Here is a 14,261-nt window from a genome sequence, read left to right as displayed (position 1 = left end):
TCGCTTCCGGGCCGGACGGTCTCCCGCAGCCCGGAAAGAGCCCTGGTCCCGGGGCTCAAGCTCCGGGCTGAACTGCGGCCATGAACGCCGACCAGGTGGAGGGCGAGATCTGGAGTTCGGGGCCGGACGGGGCGGACTTGGAGTCGCGGATGTGGATGGCGTCGTCGTGGGCGACCTCGACGCATGCGCCGCCCTCGTTGTCGCTGTAGCTCGACTTGAACCACTTCAACTGATCACTCACGCCGACCCACCATCCGCTCGATGAGGCGGGCCGTCTCGTCGGGGTCGAGGGCCCGCGTGCGGATCATGCTTAGTCGCTCAGTGACGCGGCTGACAACACCCGGATCGGCCGAAAGTTCGCTGGCGAACGCGCCCTCCATGAAGGCCAGTCGCTCGTGATCCCGCCCCTCCACCAGCACCATCGGTCCCATGAGGGCGTCGCTGAAGGCCTGCCCGAAGGGGAGCACCTGCACGACGACATTGCGCATGTGGGATACCTCGAGCAGGCGCAGCAGCTGGGCCTCGTCCACCAACGGGCTGCGCAGCACGGCCTCGTACATGACGAAGCTGAGCCCCACGGGCGGCTTTCGCTCGGTGAGGATCGCCTGCCGCTCCATCCGAGCCGCGACCCGCTCCGCCACGGTCTCCTCGTCCAGGGGCGGGATGCGGTTGTCGATCAGTGCTTGCGCGTAGGTCCGCGTCTGCAACAGGCCTGGGACGAGGGCGACCTCGTACCACCACAGGCTCGTCGCCTCCCGCTCCCGCTCGATGAAGTCGACCGCCCGCGCGGAGTACCGCTCCCTGCGGACGTACTCCTTCGCCGCGCTCAGCATGCCCTGGGCGCCGCAGAGTTCGTCCGCGATGTCGAGGAGGCGGGGTGACGGCATCCGTACGCCGCGTTCCATGGACGAGATGGTCTCGGGAGCGTAGTTGGCGGCTGCCGCCAGGGCCTCGCGGCTGACGTTGGCCAGGGTGCGCCAGCGTCTGATCTGGTTGCCGCTGTAGCACCAGGCCGCGGGTGGCCGGGAGTTGTCGTTCGGTACCGGCACAGCGTCCACCTCCGGCAAGTCGTGGACTACCGAGGGTATAGACGACGGTGGCCGTGTGTGACCGGGACGGGTGAGGTCGTCACTTCACCGGACGCAGTCCCAGTGGTCCCGCGATCTCCTCCACCATGACCCGGCCGGCCTCGGTCTCCAGGGTGTCGTCGCCGAGGTCCTCGTCGGTGTCCAGGCCGTCGAGGGCGGCCAGGGGCTGGTTGAGGCGGACGTGGGCGACGATCGACTGGAGGGCGCGCAGGGTGGCGGAGGCGGTGGAGCCCCAGTTGGAGAAGTAGGAGAACTGCCACCACCACAGGGCCTCCGTGGTGCGGCCGGCCTTGTAGTGGACCATGCCGTGGCGGAGGTCGGTGATGACGTCGGTGAGGTCGTCCGAGATGCGGGCCGGGACCGGGGCCTTGCGCGGCTCGTAGGGGTCGAAGACCTCGGAGTAGACGTCGACGGGTTCGAGGATGCGGGCGAGGTTCTCGCGGAGTTCGTCGACGTCGAGCTCCGGGCCCGGGTCGGGCTCGTAGCGCTCGTCGGGGACGATGTCCTCGTGGGCGCCCAGGCGGCCGCCGGCCAGCATCAGCTGGGAGACCTCCAGGAGGAGGAAGGGGACGGCCGAGTCCGGTTCGTCGCCCTTGGCCACTTCCGTGACCGCGACCAGGAAGCTTTCGATCTGGTCCGCGATCTGGACCGCGAAGTCGTCGGGGTTCTGGTTGGTCGCGTGCAGCGTGGCGTCAGACATCTAGGAGTCGTCTCCCCTCGAAGGCGCGGCCGAGAGTCACCTCGTCCGCGTATTCCAGGTCCCCACCCACCGGGAGGCCGCTGGCCAGGCGGGTGACCTTGAGGCCCATGGGCTTGATCATGCGGGCGAGGTACGTGGCCGTGGCCTCGCCCTCCAGATTCGGGTCCGTGGCCAGGATCAGCTCCGTCACCGTGCCGTCGGCCAGGCGGGCCAGCAGTTCACGGATGCGGAGGTCGTCGGGGCCGACCCCGTCGATCGGGCTGATCGCGCCGCCGAGCACGTGGTAGCGCCCGCGGAACTCACGGGTGCGCTCGATGGCGACGACGTCCTTCGGTTCCTCCACCACGCAGATCACGGCGGGGTCGCGCCGGGCGTCGCGGCAGATGTTGCACTGCTCCTCCTGCGCCACGTTCCCGCAGGTCGCGCAGAAGCGGACCTTTGCCTTCACTTCCATGAGGGCCTGGGCGAGCCGTCGTACGTCGGTCGGTTCCGCCTGGAGGACGTGGAAGGCGATCCGCTGCGCGCTCTTGGGACCGACGCCGGGCAGGCGCCCGAGCTCGTCGATGAGGTCCTGGACCACGCCTTCGTACAACGGACTGCCGTCCTTCCTGAGGTTCCTGCACTACGTACGGTAGATGGCTTCCGCCGGTCTGAGAAAGGCGAACTCAGAAAGGCAGGCCGGGGATGCCGCTGCCGCCGCCCATGCCCTGGGCGAGGGGTCCGAGCTTCTCCTGCTGGAGGGTCTGCGCGTTCTCGTTGGCCGCCTGGACGGCGGCGACGACCAGGTCGGCGAGGGTCTCGGTGTCCTCGGGGTCCACCGCCTTCGGGTCGATCACGAGGCCGCGCAGCTCGCCGGAGCCGGTGACCGTCGCCTTCACCAGGCCGCCGCCCGCCTGGCCCTCGACCTCGGTCTGTGCCAGTTCCTCCTGGGCCCGGGCGAGGTCCTGCTGCATCTTCTGGGCCTGCTGGAGCAACTGCTGCATGTTGGGCTGGCCACCACCGGGGATCACGTTCAGCTCCTGTCGCTACGGCTCGTCGCGGATTTTTCCCGTTCGGCACGAGCCTACGTGGTCCGGGCGGCCCTCGCCCCAGCACTCTTTCGAGTGATGTCGCCCCAGTCCTATACCTGATCAAGGGCCTCTTCTGGGCGGAAAGACGACGGAACCCACGGTTTCGCCACCCATTGGGCGGTAGGAAGGGTTCCGAGCAGGAGCGGACGGTGAGCAGTAGGGAGTGCCGGGTGGGTCAGCCGGAGAGGCAGCCCGAGGGGCCGCCGCAGGACGGGCGGGGCGAGCAGGGGGCGGCCGGGGCGCGGCCGGGCGACCTGGCCGGACGGGCGTTTCCGCTCGGCGACTGGGCGCTGCCCGCCGACCGGCTGGACGAGCTGTACCGGTGGGTGGAGCGGGGTGCGCTGGACACGGCGGCCTGGTATCTGGCCGACCGGGTCTGGAAGCGGCGGGGCGCCGTGCTGCTGCGGGGCGGGGCGGCGGTGGGGGCGGTCGCGGGGGCCGCGTTGCCGCTGCTCGACATGTCCGGGGTGGTGGGCGGGGTCGCTCCCTGGGGGTATCTGGCGCTGCTGGTCGCGGTGGCCTGCGTGGCCGGGGACCGGTATTTCGGGGTCACGTCCGGGTGGATGCGGGACGTGGCCACGGCGCAGGCGGTGCAGCGGCGGCTCCAGGCGCTCCAGTTCGACTGGGCTTCGGAGAGCGTGCGGGAGGTGCTGGGGCCGGCGGACGGGACGGCGAGCGAGGCGGCGGAGCGGTGTCTGCTGGTGCTGCGGCGGTTCTCGGAGGACGTGACGGAGCTGGTGCGGGCGGAGACGGCGGACTGGATGGTGGACTTCCGGTCCGGGGTGGCGCCGCTGGGGTTGCAGTCGGGGGTGGGGGGCTCGATGGCGGGCGGCCGGTCCTCGGAGGCGGGGGTGGCCGGGGCGGGGCGGTTCTCGGCGCCTGCGAACGGGGCTCGGCCGAACATGCCTCGGCAGCGGCCGCCGGAGCCGCGGTGACGCGCCGCTGGGTTCGCGGTGCCGTGGCGCTGGGATCGCGGTGACGTGCGCTGGGTTCGCGGGTGAGGTTGGTGTGGTGAGGTCGGCCAGGGAGTGACCGGCGCTGTGGTGGGCCGGGGGTGGGTGTCGCGGGCCGGCGCTGGCCGGGTGCCGCTGCGCCCACCCGTGCCGCCCCAGCGGCACGATTGCCCGCAGCTGGGTGGGGGCTACTGGCGGGTGTACGTCAGGATTTCGCCCGTCGTCGTGTTCGTGCGTTGCAGGGCGCCGTTCGGCAGGAGGGCGATCTCCGTGGGGGCGCCCGGGGTGCAGGTGGTGGACGGGCCCGTGGTCACCGTGGAGGGGCCGACCGTCACGGGGCCCTCGGGGCCCGGGGTGTCGGTCAGGTCGGCCTCGAAGACGCAGTGGTAGGTGCCGTTGCCCGCGGGGCCGTCGGCGGCGAGGGACAGGACCGTGTCGCCCACCTCGCCCTGCCGGATGGTCAGCGTGCGGGTGTGGACGCCGGAGGCGTTGTCGATGGTGGTGGCCCACGTGCCCAGGTACGCCGTCGGGATCGTGCCGTCACGGGTCTGCTGGTCGGCGTCGACGGTGGGAGCCGACCCGTCCGTGCTCCGGGACACGGAGGCCGTCGGCGTGGGCCTGGGGTCGCCGTCGGCCCGGTCGTCGCCGCCCCCGCTCATCAGGGCGTAGACCGAGCCGCCGGCGCCGAGCGCGACGACCAGGGCGACGGCGATCAGCAGCGCGGTGGAGCGGCCTCCGCGGGGCGGGTCGTAGGGCGGGCCGTACGGCGGCGGCCCGTAGGGCGGGGTCGGGCCGCCGGCGCCGTACGGCTGCGGGTGGCCGGAGGGCGGCGGCGCGTTCCAGGCCGGGGCCGGGACGGCGTACCCGTGGGCGGGCGGGGGTGTGGAGGGCGGGGTCTGGCCCGCGACCAGCGTGGGGAGGTGGTTCAGCGGGGCTCCCCCGCCCGCGCCGCCGCTGCCCGGCTCACGCGGTGGCGGGGGTCCCGCCACGGGTGCCTGCGGGAGCGGGGAGGTGCCGTCCGGCGCCTCCGGATTCTCCGTGTCCAGCAGCCGTACGGCGTGCCGGCCGAGCTGGGCGACCAGGGCGCCGGGCAGCCACGGATCGCGGGAGCGTCCTTCGGTGACCGTGTCCTGCGCGCCCGTGCGCTCCAGGACCTCGGCGAGGACGGGGCGCGCGGCGGGGTCCTTCTTCAGGCAGTCGCGCACCAGGTCGGCGAGGCCCTCGGGCACACCGTCGAGGTCGGGCTCCTCCTGCGCGATGCGGAACATCAGGGCGTGCACGCCGCTGCCGGCGGTGCCGAAGGGCAGCGCGCCGGTGGCGGCGTAGGCGAGGACGGAGCCGAGGCAGAAGACGTCGCAGGCGGGCGTGATCCGGTCGCCGCGCACCTGCTCCGGCGCCATGAAACCGGGCGAGCCGACGAGCGCCCCGGTGCGGGTGAGCCCGCCGTCGGTGACCGTCTGGAGGGCGCGCGCGATGCCGAAGTCGATGACGCGGGGCCCGTCGATGGTGACGAGCACGTTGGACGGCTTGAGGTCGCGGTGGACGATCCCGGCGGCGTGGATGTCCTGGAGGGCGTGCGCGAGACCGGCCCCCAGGATGCGGACCGACCGCTCGGGCAGGGCGCCGTGGTCGTGCCCGACGACCTGCTGGAGGCTGGGGCCCGCCACGTACCCGGTGGCCAGCCACGGCACGGCGGCCTCGGTGTCGGCGTCCAGCACGGGCGCGGTCCAGTGGCCGCCGACCCGGCGGGCGGCCTGGACCTCCTGCCGGAAGCGCTCCCGGAACTCCTCCAGCGCGGCCAGCTCCTCGCGGACCAGCTTCACGGCGACCGTGCGCCCGCGGTCCGAGCGGGCCAGGTAGACGTGGCCCATACCGCCCGCGCCCAGCCGCCCCAGCAGCCGGTACGCCCCGATGTGCTGTGGATCCCCGTCCCCCAGCTCGTGCATGTCGCCGCCGCCTTCCCCCGAACGTGCGCAACAGAGCGAGGATAGTGCGGGCGCCCCCTCCGAGGAGGGGGTCTTGTCCGAGGGGGTACCTGTCCGAGGGGGTCTTGTCCGTGACGGGGTGCCCGCACGTCGACAACCTGTCGTGGAAAGGCCCGGACCGCAGACAGGACGCCGATTCCGTTTCCGCATCGCGGACATCTACCCTCGGCCGCATGACTCCTGAGCCCCACCTCCAGGCCGGCGCCGCCGTGAAGGCCGCGGACCGCGCGCACGTCTTCCACTCCTGGTCCGCCCAGGAGCTCATCGACCCGCTCGCCGTCGCCGGCGCCGAGGGATCGTACTTCTGGGACTACGAGGGCAAGCGCTACCTCGACCTCGCCAGCGGACTCGTCTACACCAACATCGGCTACCAGCACCCCAAGGTCGTCGCCGCGATCCAGGAGCAGGCGGCGAAGATGACGACGTTCGCGCCCGCGTTCGCCGTCGAGGCGCGCTCGGAGGCGGCCCGGCTGATCGCCGAGCGGACGCCCGGCGACCTGGACAAGATCTTCTTCACCAACGGCGGCGCCGACGCCGTCGAGCACGCCGTGCGCATGGCGCGGCTGCACACCGGGCGGCCGAAGGTGCTGTCGGCGTACCGCTCGTACCACGGCGGCACCCAGCAGGCGATCAACCTCACCGGCGACCCGCGCCGCTGGGCCTCCGACAGCGGCACCGCGGGTGTCGTGCACTTCTGGGGCCCCTTCCTGTACCGCTCGCGCTTCTACGCCGAGACCGAGGAGCAGGAGTGCGCGCGGGCGCTGGAGCACCTGGAGACGACGATCGCCTTCGAGGGTCCGGCGTCCGTCGCCGCGATCGTCCTGGAGACGGTCCCGGGCACGGCGGGGATCATGATGCCGCCGGCCGGTTACCTCGCCGGGGTCCGCGAGATCTGCGACAAGTACGGCATCGTCTTCGTGCTGGACGAGGTCATGGCCGGGTTCGGGCGGACCGGTACGTGGTTCGCGGCCGACCTGTACGACGTCGTGCCCGACCTGATGACCTTCGCCAAGGGCGTGAACTCGGGGTACGTGCCGCTGGGCGGTGTCGCCATCTCCGCGAAGATCGCCGAGACGTTCGCCGAGCGCCCCTACCCGGGCGGCCTGACCTACTCCGGGCACCCGCTGGCCTGCGCCGCCGCCGTCGCCACGATCAACGTGATGGCGGAGGAGGGCATCGTCGAGCACGCGGCGCGGCTCGGTGCCGAGGTCGTCGAGCCGGCCCTGCGCGAGCTGGCCGAACGGCACCCCAGCGTGGGCGAGGTGCGTGGCACCGGCATGTTCTGGGCGCTGGACCTGGTGAAGAACCGGGAGACCCGGGAGCCCCTGGTGCCCTACAACGCGACCGGGCAGGCGGCCACCCCCATGTCCGCGTTCGCCGCCTCCGCCAAGTCCCACGGCGTGTGGCCGTTCGTGAACATGAACCGCACGCACGTCGTGCCGCCGTGCAACATCTCGGAGGCCGAGCTGAAGGAGGGCCTGGAGGTCCTGGACACGGCGCTGTCCGTGGCGGACGAGTACACCGAGTAGCGGCAGGAGTACACCGGGAAGTCCCTGCCCGCTTGCGGGCAGGGAGGGGGCATCGGCGCGTATGGTGGCGTGCTCGTACACCGTAGACATGTGTGCGAACCCTGCGCGCCCGCCCCGGGGCGCGCACGCCCCGCCCGCGACGAGGAGACGCCCGCCCATGCCCGGCCCCAGCGGCACCGGTGCCGTCACGCGCAGCACCCTGCGGCAGCAGATCGCCGACGCGCTCCGCGACGAGGTGCTGGCCGGCAGGCTCCAGCCGGGGCAGGAGTTCACCGTCAAGGAGATCGCCGAGCAGTACGGGGTGTCCGCGACGCCCGTGCGGGAGGCCCTGGTCGACCTGTCCGCGCAAGGGCTCCTGGACGCCGACCACCACCGGGGCTTCCGGGTGCACGAGTACTCGGTCGACGACTTCCGCGGCATGGTCGAGGCCCGCAACCTGGTGACCGACGGGATGTTCCTGTCCCTCGCCGGGGACCTGGAGGGCGGCCCCGATCCGGACGACCCGCGCGTCGCCGCCGCCCTCGCCGGAGTACGGCGCCGGGGCGAGGAGGCGCAGCGCGCCGCCGCGGCCGGTGACCTGACCGTCCTCATCGGCTACGACCTGCGGTTCTGGCGCGAGCTGGCCGTCCTGTTCGGCAACGCCTACCTCTCCGACTTCCTGCACCGGCTGCGCGTGCAGTCGTGGGTGTGCACGGTGCAGCACCTGCGCCGGCTCAGCGAGCTGCGCGGCGCGCTGTGGTCCGGGCACACCGAGCTGGTCGACGCCCTCGGCCGCCGCGACGTGCCGGGCGCGCGGTCGCTGGTGCACGCCTACAACGCCCACTCGCTCGCGCTGATCGAGCGGCTCGGCCGGGACGACCTGGGGGCCGGCGGGGGATGACCAACGGCTGAGGTGTCGTGGTCGGGCGCCAGATGGGTATGGGACCTGCACGCGACACGCACCGACTACCCTTTCCTGACCCGCTGTGCTGTGTGAGGAGTCCTCTTTTGGCCTGTGACCTGTGGCTGGTACCGCTCGTCGACGTCTTGTGCCACACGCCGGACAACCCGTTCGCCGAAGAACTCGCGCAATACGACAAGGTGCTCGCCGAGGCCGGACTGCCGCCGGTGCCGGTGTACCAGTACATGCCGGGGCTCACCGGCGAGGTCGGGCCGGTGGCCGGTTTCGACTACGACGCGCTGCATTTCCTGCGCCGCGCGTATCTGCTCCAGGTGTGCGGGCTGCCGGTGACACCGGTGGACGAACTCGGCGGTGACTACGAGCAGTTGCTGGAGATGTTCGAGTCGACGGCCCAGCAGTCGCACCTGGTCTGGCACTACGACCACGCGGGCGCCTACGTCCCGGTCGACTTCCCGCACCCGCTCGCCAACGACGAACTCCTCGCGGGCGGCGGGCCCTTGGGCTCTTCGCACGCCCTGCTGCGGGAGCTGGAGTCCGTCGCCCCGGCCCTCGGCATCGACCCCGCCAACCCCCCGGCGCCGCCGCAGCCGCCGCTCGCGCCGACGGAGCTGGAGGAGCCGGCCGTGCCCGCGCCCTACGACTCCAGTCCCTTCGCCCGGGAGCGCCACGTGTGGCTGGGCCTGCACGCGGCGGCCACGCGGAGCCTGGCACAGGGATCGATGATCGTCTTCAGCTGACCGGGGCGGTCCGGCTCCGGTCAGCCGAGCTGGGAGAGGCCCTTGCGCAGTTCGTCGGCGTTCATGATCGGAGATACCTCGACCTCGGCGTTCAGCTCGGTGAAGAACGGCTCGCCGGTGGACGGCAGCTCCGAGCTGTCCTGCATGTCGAAGACCATCAGGGCCGTCCGCCTACCGCCCAGGGGGCCGAAGTAGGCGGCCTCCGGCTTGACGTGGTCGAGCGTCCGGCTGATCAGCTCGGGCAGCTTCCCGCTGCGGAGCGCCTCGTTCGCCTTCTCCGTGTCCAGCGTCGCCTTGAGCAGCACGCGCATCGCACTCACCTTCTTCTGCCGACGCGACGTGTACGAACTCAGCGTGCACGCCCTCAGCTTACGCCCGTGATGTCCAGTTCGTTCAGGCGTTCCGGCTCCGCGACCACGTCGATGCCGGTGATGCGGTCGTCGTCCGCGAAGGTGAAGCGGAGGACCACGCCCAGCCGGCCGTGTACGGCGGTCGCGATGCCGGCCAGGCCGTCGACGAGGACGACGGCGGCGGACTGCGCCCTGGCCATCGAGGCCATCGCTCCCCTGGCCACCGGCTCCATGCCGGACACGGTGACGGGCTCGGGCGTCGGAATGACCGCGGCGTCGGCGCGCAGGACGACGTCCGGGTGGAGCAGCGAGACCAGCGCGTCGAAGTCGCCGCCGCGGGTGGCCGCCAGGTAGGCGTCGACCGCGCGGCGCCGGCGGGGCGGGTCGGCGACCGGCGCGGGGACGCCCCGGACCCGGCGGCGGGCGCGGCTGGCCAGCTGGCGGGTGGCCGCGGGGGTCTTGGCGAGCATCTCGGCGATGTCGTCGAAGGGCACGTCGAACATGTCGTGCAGCACGAACGCGAGCCGTTCGGCCGGGCCCAGGGTGTCCAGGACGATCAGCAGCGCGATCCCGACGGAGTCGGCGAGCTGGGCCTCCTCCTCCGGATCGGCCGGCCGGGGGCCGGACCGTGGGCCGGATCGGGAGCCGGGGAGCACGTCCTCCAGCGGCTCCTCGCGGCGGCCCGCGCGGGCGCGGAGCATGTTGAGGCAGACCCGGGCGACGACCGTGGTGAGCCAGCCGGAGGGGTTCGCCACGTCGGAGGTGTCCGTGCGGTCGGCCCGCAGCCAGGCGTCCTGGAGGGCGTCGTCGGCCTCGCCGAGGGAGCCGAGGATCCGGTACGCGACCGCCCGCAGCCGGGGCCGGTCAAGCTCGAACTGACGCGCCATTTCGTCGGATCGTCCGGGCACCGTACGGCTTCCTTCCGCGTCCCCGCGCCCTCGTGGGCGGGTCGCCCCAGTCAACCACTCCGGCGTGCGCGCTCCCCCGGCGGCCTCCCGGCCTTCTCACCGCACCAGGGTGATCCCCGGCGGCCACAGCACGCCCTCGGCCAGCAGCAGCGAGGGGCCCAGGTGTACGGGGCACACGAGCAGCGGGGTGCGCAGATGCCGGGCGACCTCGAAGCGGACCGGGTCGCCGCAGTCGCCCGGCCCGGTGCCGCCGTACGGGCCCTGGCAGGAAGCGGTGCTGTAGCGGTCGGTCATGCCCTCGATCCGACACCACCGTCCGGGCCGGCGCCCGGCGGAGGGGGCCGAACGAAGGGCGGCCGGGCGAAGGGCTAGAGGACGTCGGCGTCGTCCAGGCCGATGCACTTGCGCTGCTGCGGGATCCACCGCACGGCGGGGTCCAGCGCGGTGAGGATCCCGCCCACCTCCTCGCGCGGACCGTCGTACGTGAACTCCACGGCCGGTGAGCGGCCGTACGTCCGCAGCACGCTCACGCCGTCGCGCTTCAGCCGGTCCTCGTCGAGGACCCAGTCGACGCCGTCGACGGTGACGCAGAGGTTGATGTTCGGCTGCAGTTCCTCGGCTCCGCACCGGAAGACCGCCTTCTGGCCGCCCCAGGACGCGACCCCGTCGCCCAGGGCCCAGTCGCGTGCGGCGCCGGGTATGCCGTCCGGCAGACGGGAGACGACCTTGTCGCACTTGGCGTCGTCCGCGTGCGGGGCGGCGGAGACGCGGTGGCCGTCGACGTAGAAGAGCCCGCCGGTCACGGCGACGACGGCGACGGCCAGCCAGATCCACGTCCGGGTGGCGGGCTTTCGGCGCAGGGCGACGGGGAGAAGGTTGCCGATCCGCATGTCCACTCGCTCCGTCGCCCTACGTCCGCGGATTCCCGCGGTCTCCTACAGCTGCCCTCAGTCTCCTACAGGAACGAGTTGACCTCGATCGTCTCGTCCCGGCCCGGGCCCACGCCGATCGCGGAGATCGGGGCGCCGGACATCTCCTCCAGCGCCTTCACGTACGCCTGGGCGTTCTTCGGCAGGTCGGAGAAGGACTTCGCCTTGGTGATGTCCTCGCTCCAGCCGGGCAGCGTCTCGTAGACCGGCTTCGCGTGGTGGAAGTCGGACTGCGAGTACGGCAGCTCCTCGACGCGCTTGCCGTCGATCTCGTACGCCACGCAGACCGGGATCTGCTCCCAGCCGGTGAGGACGTCGAGCTTGGTGAGGAAGAAGTCGGTGAGGCCGTTGACGCGGGTGGCGTAGCGGGCGATCACCGCGTCGAACCAGCCGCAGCGGCGGTCGCGGCCGGTGGTGACGCCCCGCTCGCCGCCGATGCGGCGCAGGGCCTCGCCGTCCTCGTCGAACAGCTCGGTCGGGAAGGGACCGGCGCCGACGCGGGTCGTGTACGCCTTGAGGATGCCGATGACCCGGCTGATCTTCGTCGGGCCCACGCCGGCGCCGGTGCAGGCGCCGCCCGCGGTCGGGTTCGAGGAGGTGACGAAGGGGTACGTGCCGTGGTCGATGTCGAGCAGCGTGCCCTGGCCGCCCTCGAAGAGGACCACCTTGTCGTCGTCCAGGGCCTGGTTGAGGACCAGGACGGTGTCGGCGACGTACGGGGCGAGCTTGTCCGCGTACGCCAGCAGCTCCTCGACGACCTGGCCGGTGGCGATCGCCCGGCGGTTGTAGAGCTTGGTGAGCATCTGGTTCTTGACGTCCAGCGCCGCCTCGACCTTCTGGGTGAGGATCGACTCGTCGTAGAGGTCCTGGACGCGGATGCCGACGCGGTTGATCTTGTCGGCGTAGGTCGGGCCGATGCCGCGGCCGGTGGTGCCGATCTTGCGCTTGCCGAGGAAGCGTTCCGTCACCTTGTCGACGGTCACGTTGTACGGCGTGATGATGTGCGCGTTTCCGCTGATCAGGAGCTTGGACGTGTCGACGCCGCGCTCGTTCAGCCCGCTCAGCTCGGAGAACAGGACCGACGGGTCGACAACGACACCGTTACCGATGACCGGCGTACAGCCGGGAGACAGGATTCCGGAAGGGAGCAGGTGAAGGGCGTACTTCTGATCGCCCACGACTACCGTGTGGCCGGCGTTGTTGCCGCCCTGGTAGCGCACCACATAGTCGACGGAACCACCGAGCAGGTCCGTCGCCTTTCCCTTGCCTTCGTCACCCCACTGAGCACCGAGCAGCACAAGTGCGGGCACGCGCGTACACCCCTTCCGGGCGGGGCATGTCCAAGGTCGAGGGAGTACGCGGCGGTCTTGAGCCACGTACACCGCGACCGTCGTTGGCCGCCAACCGTCGGACCGGATGCCCCGGAATAGACGAAGCCCCTGGCGCAATAGCGCAAGGGGCTCTTGCACAAAGATGCTACCCGAGGAAGCGAGGCATGGCCGAGGTGGCGACTTCCGTGAGCTCTTCCACGAACTCCTCCGCGAGGCCCGACCAGCTTCTGGTGGTCGTCGATCCGGTCGCCCGGAGGGCCGACGGGGAGTCCGTCCGGATCGCGAAAGACGTGCTCAGCGCGGGTGCGGCGGGTACGAAGGTGTGTCTGCCGGACGACCCGGAGGAGTTCGCGCGGGCGCTCGGACGGCGTGGTTCGCGGCGGCCCGTGGTGGTCGGTGACGACTGTGCGCTGCTGCGGGCGGTGGGCCTGCTGCACCGGCGGCGGGAGCTGGCGGGATGCGCGCTGTCGGTGGTGCCGGTGGGTTCGGCGCTGGGCCTCGCCCGGTCGCTGGGGCTGCCCACCGGGGCGGTGGCGGCGGCCCGGGCCGTGCTGGACGGCACCGAACGGCGCCTCGACCTGCTCGTCGACGACAGCGACGGGGTGGTGCTGGGGGCGGTGGGGATTCCGCCGGTTGCCTCCGGCGGCCCTCGGGAACGTTTTGAGGACGCCGGCGCGGACGGGGTGCGCGGGGAATCCGGGGTGGGCCGTCCCTGGCTGCGGACCTGCCAGTCGCTCGTGCGGAACCTCGCGGCCTCGCGGCCCGCGAGGGCGGCGGTGGCGTCGGGGGCGGGTGGGACGCCGGCCCGGCTGCGGGTGGAGGTGGACGGGGCGACGCTGGTGGACTTCGATCAGCCGGTCGAGGCGGTGTCCTTGATACCGGGCCCTTCGGGGATGGCCGTGGTGGAGGTGCGTCCGGTGCCCGTGGGGGCGGAGTCGGTGACGGTGCCGCTTACGGGGAGTGGGCGGACGGTGACGGTTTCGGGGGCGCACTTTCGCTATCGCGCGGATGCGGTGGTTTCCGGGCCGGTGCGGACTCGGACGTGGACGGTGCGGGAGGGGGCGTGGGGGTTGACGTTGCCGGTGGTGTGACGCCTCGGCTTCGCCTTCGGCATGTGTCGTTCCCACCCGCATCACCCGTGCGGCATGCGTTGTCGGGTGCGGGTGGCCCCTGTGGGGCGTCCTCGCCGTCGGCGGGTGCCGGTGGTCAGGGGGTGCCGAAGACCTTTTCCCGGTGGGTGCGCCAGCGTTCCATCATCGCGGCGATCTCGCCGTCGACGAACTCGAAGAAGGCCAGCGTCTCCGACATGCGGCGGCCCGCCGGGGTCTCCGCGCCCAGGCTCGCGACGCCCTCGCGCAGGGCGCTCTCCCAGCGCTTGATGATGGTTTCGCGGTTGGTGAGGGCCTCGTACCACTGGTTGCTGTGCACCCGGTACCGCTCCCGCCGGGAGCCGGGTTCGCGCTCGCGGGAGACCATGTGCTGCTGCGAGAGGTAGCGCACGGCGCCGGAGACGGCGGCCGGGCTGACCTGGAGGCTCTCACCCAGTTCCGCCGAGGTCAGTGAGCCCGAGTCGGAGGCCAGCAGCGCGGCGAAGACCCGGGCCGGCATCCGCTGCATCCCCGCCTCGACGAGCTGGGCCGCGAAGCCTTCGACGAACTTCGACACCGCCTCGGGGTCGCGCCCCGCGCCCCGCGCCTGCGCTGCTTCGCTCATCCCTCGATCATCCCTCACATCCTGACGGTTTCTTAACTTCACAAATTTGTGAAATCACTGTACTTTC

The 14,261-nt window shown here is 72.0% G+C and carries 17 protein-coding genes; 5 read left to right on the top strand and 12 right to left on the bottom strand.

Annotated elements, in window-relative coordinates; genetic code table 11:
- Window positions 1-55 precede the first annotated feature (55 nt).
- The 5 genes from ACZ67M_RS22630 to ACZ67M_RS22610 all read right to left on the bottom strand — a co-directional run bounded on the left by ACZ67M_RS22630 (window position 56) and on the right by ACZ67M_RS22610 (window position 2,798).
- Complete coding sequence (locus ACZ67M_RS22630) at window positions 56-241, bottom strand: DUF397 domain-containing protein (RefSeq protein WP_469852447.1); 186 nt, start codon at window positions 239-241, stop codon at window positions 56-58.
- Entirely contained in the window at window positions 234-1,049 is an 816-nt protein-coding gene (locus ACZ67M_RS22625) for a DUF5753 domain-containing protein (protein WP_361361708.1), read from the bottom strand. The genes ACZ67M_RS22630 and ACZ67M_RS22625 overlap by 8 nt, the downstream gene beginning before the upstream one ends.
- A 79-nt stretch (window positions 1,050-1,128) precedes the next feature.
- Entirely contained in the window at window positions 1,129-1,788 is a 660-nt protein-coding gene (locus ACZ67M_RS22620) for a DUF5063 domain-containing protein (RefSeq protein WP_114528541.1), read from the bottom strand.
- Complete coding sequence (gene recR, locus ACZ67M_RS22615; protein ID WP_122616772.1) at window positions 1,781-2,380, bottom strand: recombination mediator RecR; 600 nt, start codon at window positions 2,378-2,380, stop codon at window positions 1,781-1,783. The genes ACZ67M_RS22620 and recR overlap by 8 nt, the downstream gene beginning before the upstream one ends.
- Before the next feature lie 73 nt (window positions 2,381-2,453).
- Window positions 2,454-2,798: a YbaB/EbfC family nucleoid-associated protein gene (locus tag ACZ67M_RS22610; protein WP_079163602.1), complete on the bottom strand. Its 345-nt coding sequence runs from the start codon at window positions 2,796-2,798 to the stop codon at window positions 2,454-2,456.
- Window positions 2,799-3,028: 230 nt separating this feature from the next.
- Between ACZ67M_RS22610 and ACZ67M_RS22605 the strand changes: the two genes are divergently transcribed.
- A complete protein-coding gene (locus ACZ67M_RS22605; RefSeq protein ID WP_361362023.1) occupies window positions 3,029-3,793 on the top strand; it encodes an SLATT domain-containing protein in 765 nt (254 codons plus the stop codon).
- A 206-nt stretch (window positions 3,794-3,999) separates the two neighbouring features.
- Here ACZ67M_RS22605 and ACZ67M_RS22600 read toward each other — a convergent pair whose 3' ends face one another.
- Window positions 4,000-5,757 (bottom strand): serine/threonine-protein kinase, encoded by a 1,758-nt coding sequence (locus tag ACZ67M_RS22600; protein ID WP_392237450.1) that lies wholly within the window; start codon window positions 5,755-5,757, stop codon window positions 4,000-4,002.
- Window positions 5,758-5,969: 212 nt separating this feature from the next.
- On the opposite strand from ACZ67M_RS22600, the gene ACZ67M_RS22595 reads away from it, so the two are divergent.
- From ACZ67M_RS22595 to ACZ67M_RS22585, 3 genes are all read left to right on the top strand, one after another.
- Window positions 5,970-7,325, top strand: coding sequence for an aspartate aminotransferase family protein (locus ACZ67M_RS22595; protein ID WP_122616770.1), 1,356 nt, complete (start codon window positions 5,970-5,972; stop codon window positions 7,323-7,325).
- 157 nt (window positions 7,326-7,482) lie between these two features.
- The gene (locus tag ACZ67M_RS22590; protein WP_361361703.1) at window positions 7,483-8,205 is read left to right on the top strand and encodes a GntR family transcriptional regulator; all 723 of its coding nucleotides are present in this window, start codon (window positions 7,483-7,485) and stop codon (window positions 8,203-8,205) included.
- A 107-nt stretch (window positions 8,206-8,312) separates the two neighbouring features.
- Window positions 8,313-8,963 (top strand): hypothetical protein, encoded by a 651-nt coding sequence (locus ACZ67M_RS22585; RefSeq protein ID WP_361361701.1) that lies wholly within the window; start codon window positions 8,313-8,315, stop codon window positions 8,961-8,963.
- Between the two features lie 20 nt (window positions 8,964-8,983).
- Here the strand turns inward: ACZ67M_RS22585 and ACZ67M_RS22580 are convergent, their stop codons facing one another.
- From ACZ67M_RS22580 to ACZ67M_RS22560, 5 genes are all read right to left on the bottom strand, one after another.
- Window positions 8,984-9,274, bottom strand: a complete 291-nt coding sequence (locus ACZ67M_RS22580; RefSeq protein ID WP_122616767.1) for a hypothetical protein — start codon at window positions 9,272-9,274, stop codon at window positions 8,984-8,986.
- 53 nt (window positions 9,275-9,327) lie between these two features.
- Window positions 9,328-10,200: a sigma-70 family RNA polymerase sigma factor gene (locus ACZ67M_RS22575; RefSeq protein ID WP_469852444.1), complete on the bottom strand. Its 873-nt coding sequence runs from the start codon at window positions 10,198-10,200 to the stop codon at window positions 9,328-9,330.
- A gap of 117 nt (window positions 10,201-10,317) precedes the next feature.
- The gene (locus ACZ67M_RS22570; RefSeq protein ID WP_361361697.1) at window positions 10,318-10,515 is read right to left on the bottom strand and encodes a hypothetical protein; all 198 of its coding nucleotides are present in this window, start codon (window positions 10,513-10,515) and stop codon (window positions 10,318-10,320) included.
- Window positions 10,516-10,589: 74 nt separating this feature from the next.
- Window positions 10,590-11,111, bottom strand: a complete 522-nt coding sequence (locus ACZ67M_RS22565; protein ID WP_469852442.1) for a DUF3515 family protein — start codon at window positions 11,109-11,111, stop codon at window positions 10,590-10,592.
- A 65-nt stretch (window positions 11,112-11,176) separates the two neighbouring features.
- The gene (locus ACZ67M_RS22560) at window positions 11,177-12,460 is read right to left on the bottom strand and encodes an adenylosuccinate synthase (protein WP_122616763.1); all 1,284 of its coding nucleotides are present in this window, start codon (window positions 12,458-12,460) and stop codon (window positions 11,177-11,179) included.
- Window positions 12,461-12,645: 185 nt separating this feature from the next.
- On the opposite strand from ACZ67M_RS22560, the gene ACZ67M_RS22555 reads away from it, so the two are divergent.
- The gene (locus ACZ67M_RS22555; protein WP_469852440.1) at window positions 12,646-13,572 is read left to right on the top strand and encodes a diacylglycerol kinase family protein; all 927 of its coding nucleotides are present in this window, start codon (window positions 12,646-12,648) and stop codon (window positions 13,570-13,572) included.
- A gap of 115 nt (window positions 13,573-13,687) precedes the next feature.
- Here the strand turns inward: ACZ67M_RS22555 and ACZ67M_RS22550 are convergent, their stop codons facing one another.
- Window positions 13,688-14,194 (bottom strand): GbsR/MarR family transcriptional regulator, encoded by a 507-nt coding sequence (locus ACZ67M_RS22550; protein WP_361361691.1) that lies wholly within the window; start codon window positions 14,192-14,194, stop codon window positions 13,688-13,690.
- Window positions 14,195-14,261: the final 67 nt, after the last annotated feature.

The organism is Streptomyces sp. NPDC107500 (assembly GCF_055582785.1).
Note: the sequence above shows the minus strand (reverse complement) of the source record. Positions and strands in the feature narration are given on the sequence as shown.

Bases quoted from the DNA above. Each gene is read 5' to 3' on its own strand.
- ACZ67M_RS22555 (WP_469852440.1), top strand. From the start codon at position 12,646: ATGGCCGAGGTGGCGACTTCCGTGAGCTCTTCCACGAACTCCTCCGCG.
- ACZ67M_RS22565 (WP_469852442.1), bottom strand. From the start codon at position 11,111: ATGCGGATCGGCAACCTTCTCCCCGTCGCCCTGCGCCGAAAGCCCGCC.
- ACZ67M_RS22580 (WP_122616767.1), bottom strand. From the start codon at position 9,274: ATGCGCGTGCTGCTCAAGGCGACGCTGGACACGGAGAAGGCGAACGAG.
- ACZ67M_RS22590 (WP_361361703.1), top strand. From the start codon at position 7,483: ATGCCCGGCCCCAGCGGCACCGGTGCCGTCACGCGCAGCACCCTGCGG.
- ACZ67M_RS22620 (WP_114528541.1), bottom strand. From the start codon at position 1,788: ATGTCTGACGCCACGCTGCACGCGACCAACCAGAACCCCGACGACTTC.
- ACZ67M_RS22550 (WP_361361691.1), bottom strand. From the start codon at position 14,194: ATGAGCGAAGCAGCGCAGGCGCGGGGCGCGGGGCGCGACCCCGAGGCG.
- ACZ67M_RS22595 (WP_122616770.1), top strand. From the start codon at position 5,970: ATGACTCCTGAGCCCCACCTCCAGGCCGGCGCCGCCGTGAAGGCCGCG.
- ACZ67M_RS22600 (WP_392237450.1), bottom strand. From the start codon at position 5,757: ATGCACGAGCTGGGGGACGGGGATCCACAGCACATCGGGGCGTACCGG.
- ACZ67M_RS22575 (WP_469852444.1), bottom strand. From the start codon at position 10,200: ATGGCGCGTCAGTTCGAGCTTGACCGGCCCCGGCTGCGGGCGGTCGCG.
- ACZ67M_RS22570 (WP_361361697.1), bottom strand. From the start codon at position 10,515: ATGACCGACCGCTACAGCACCGCTTCCTGCCAGGGCCCGTACGGCGGC.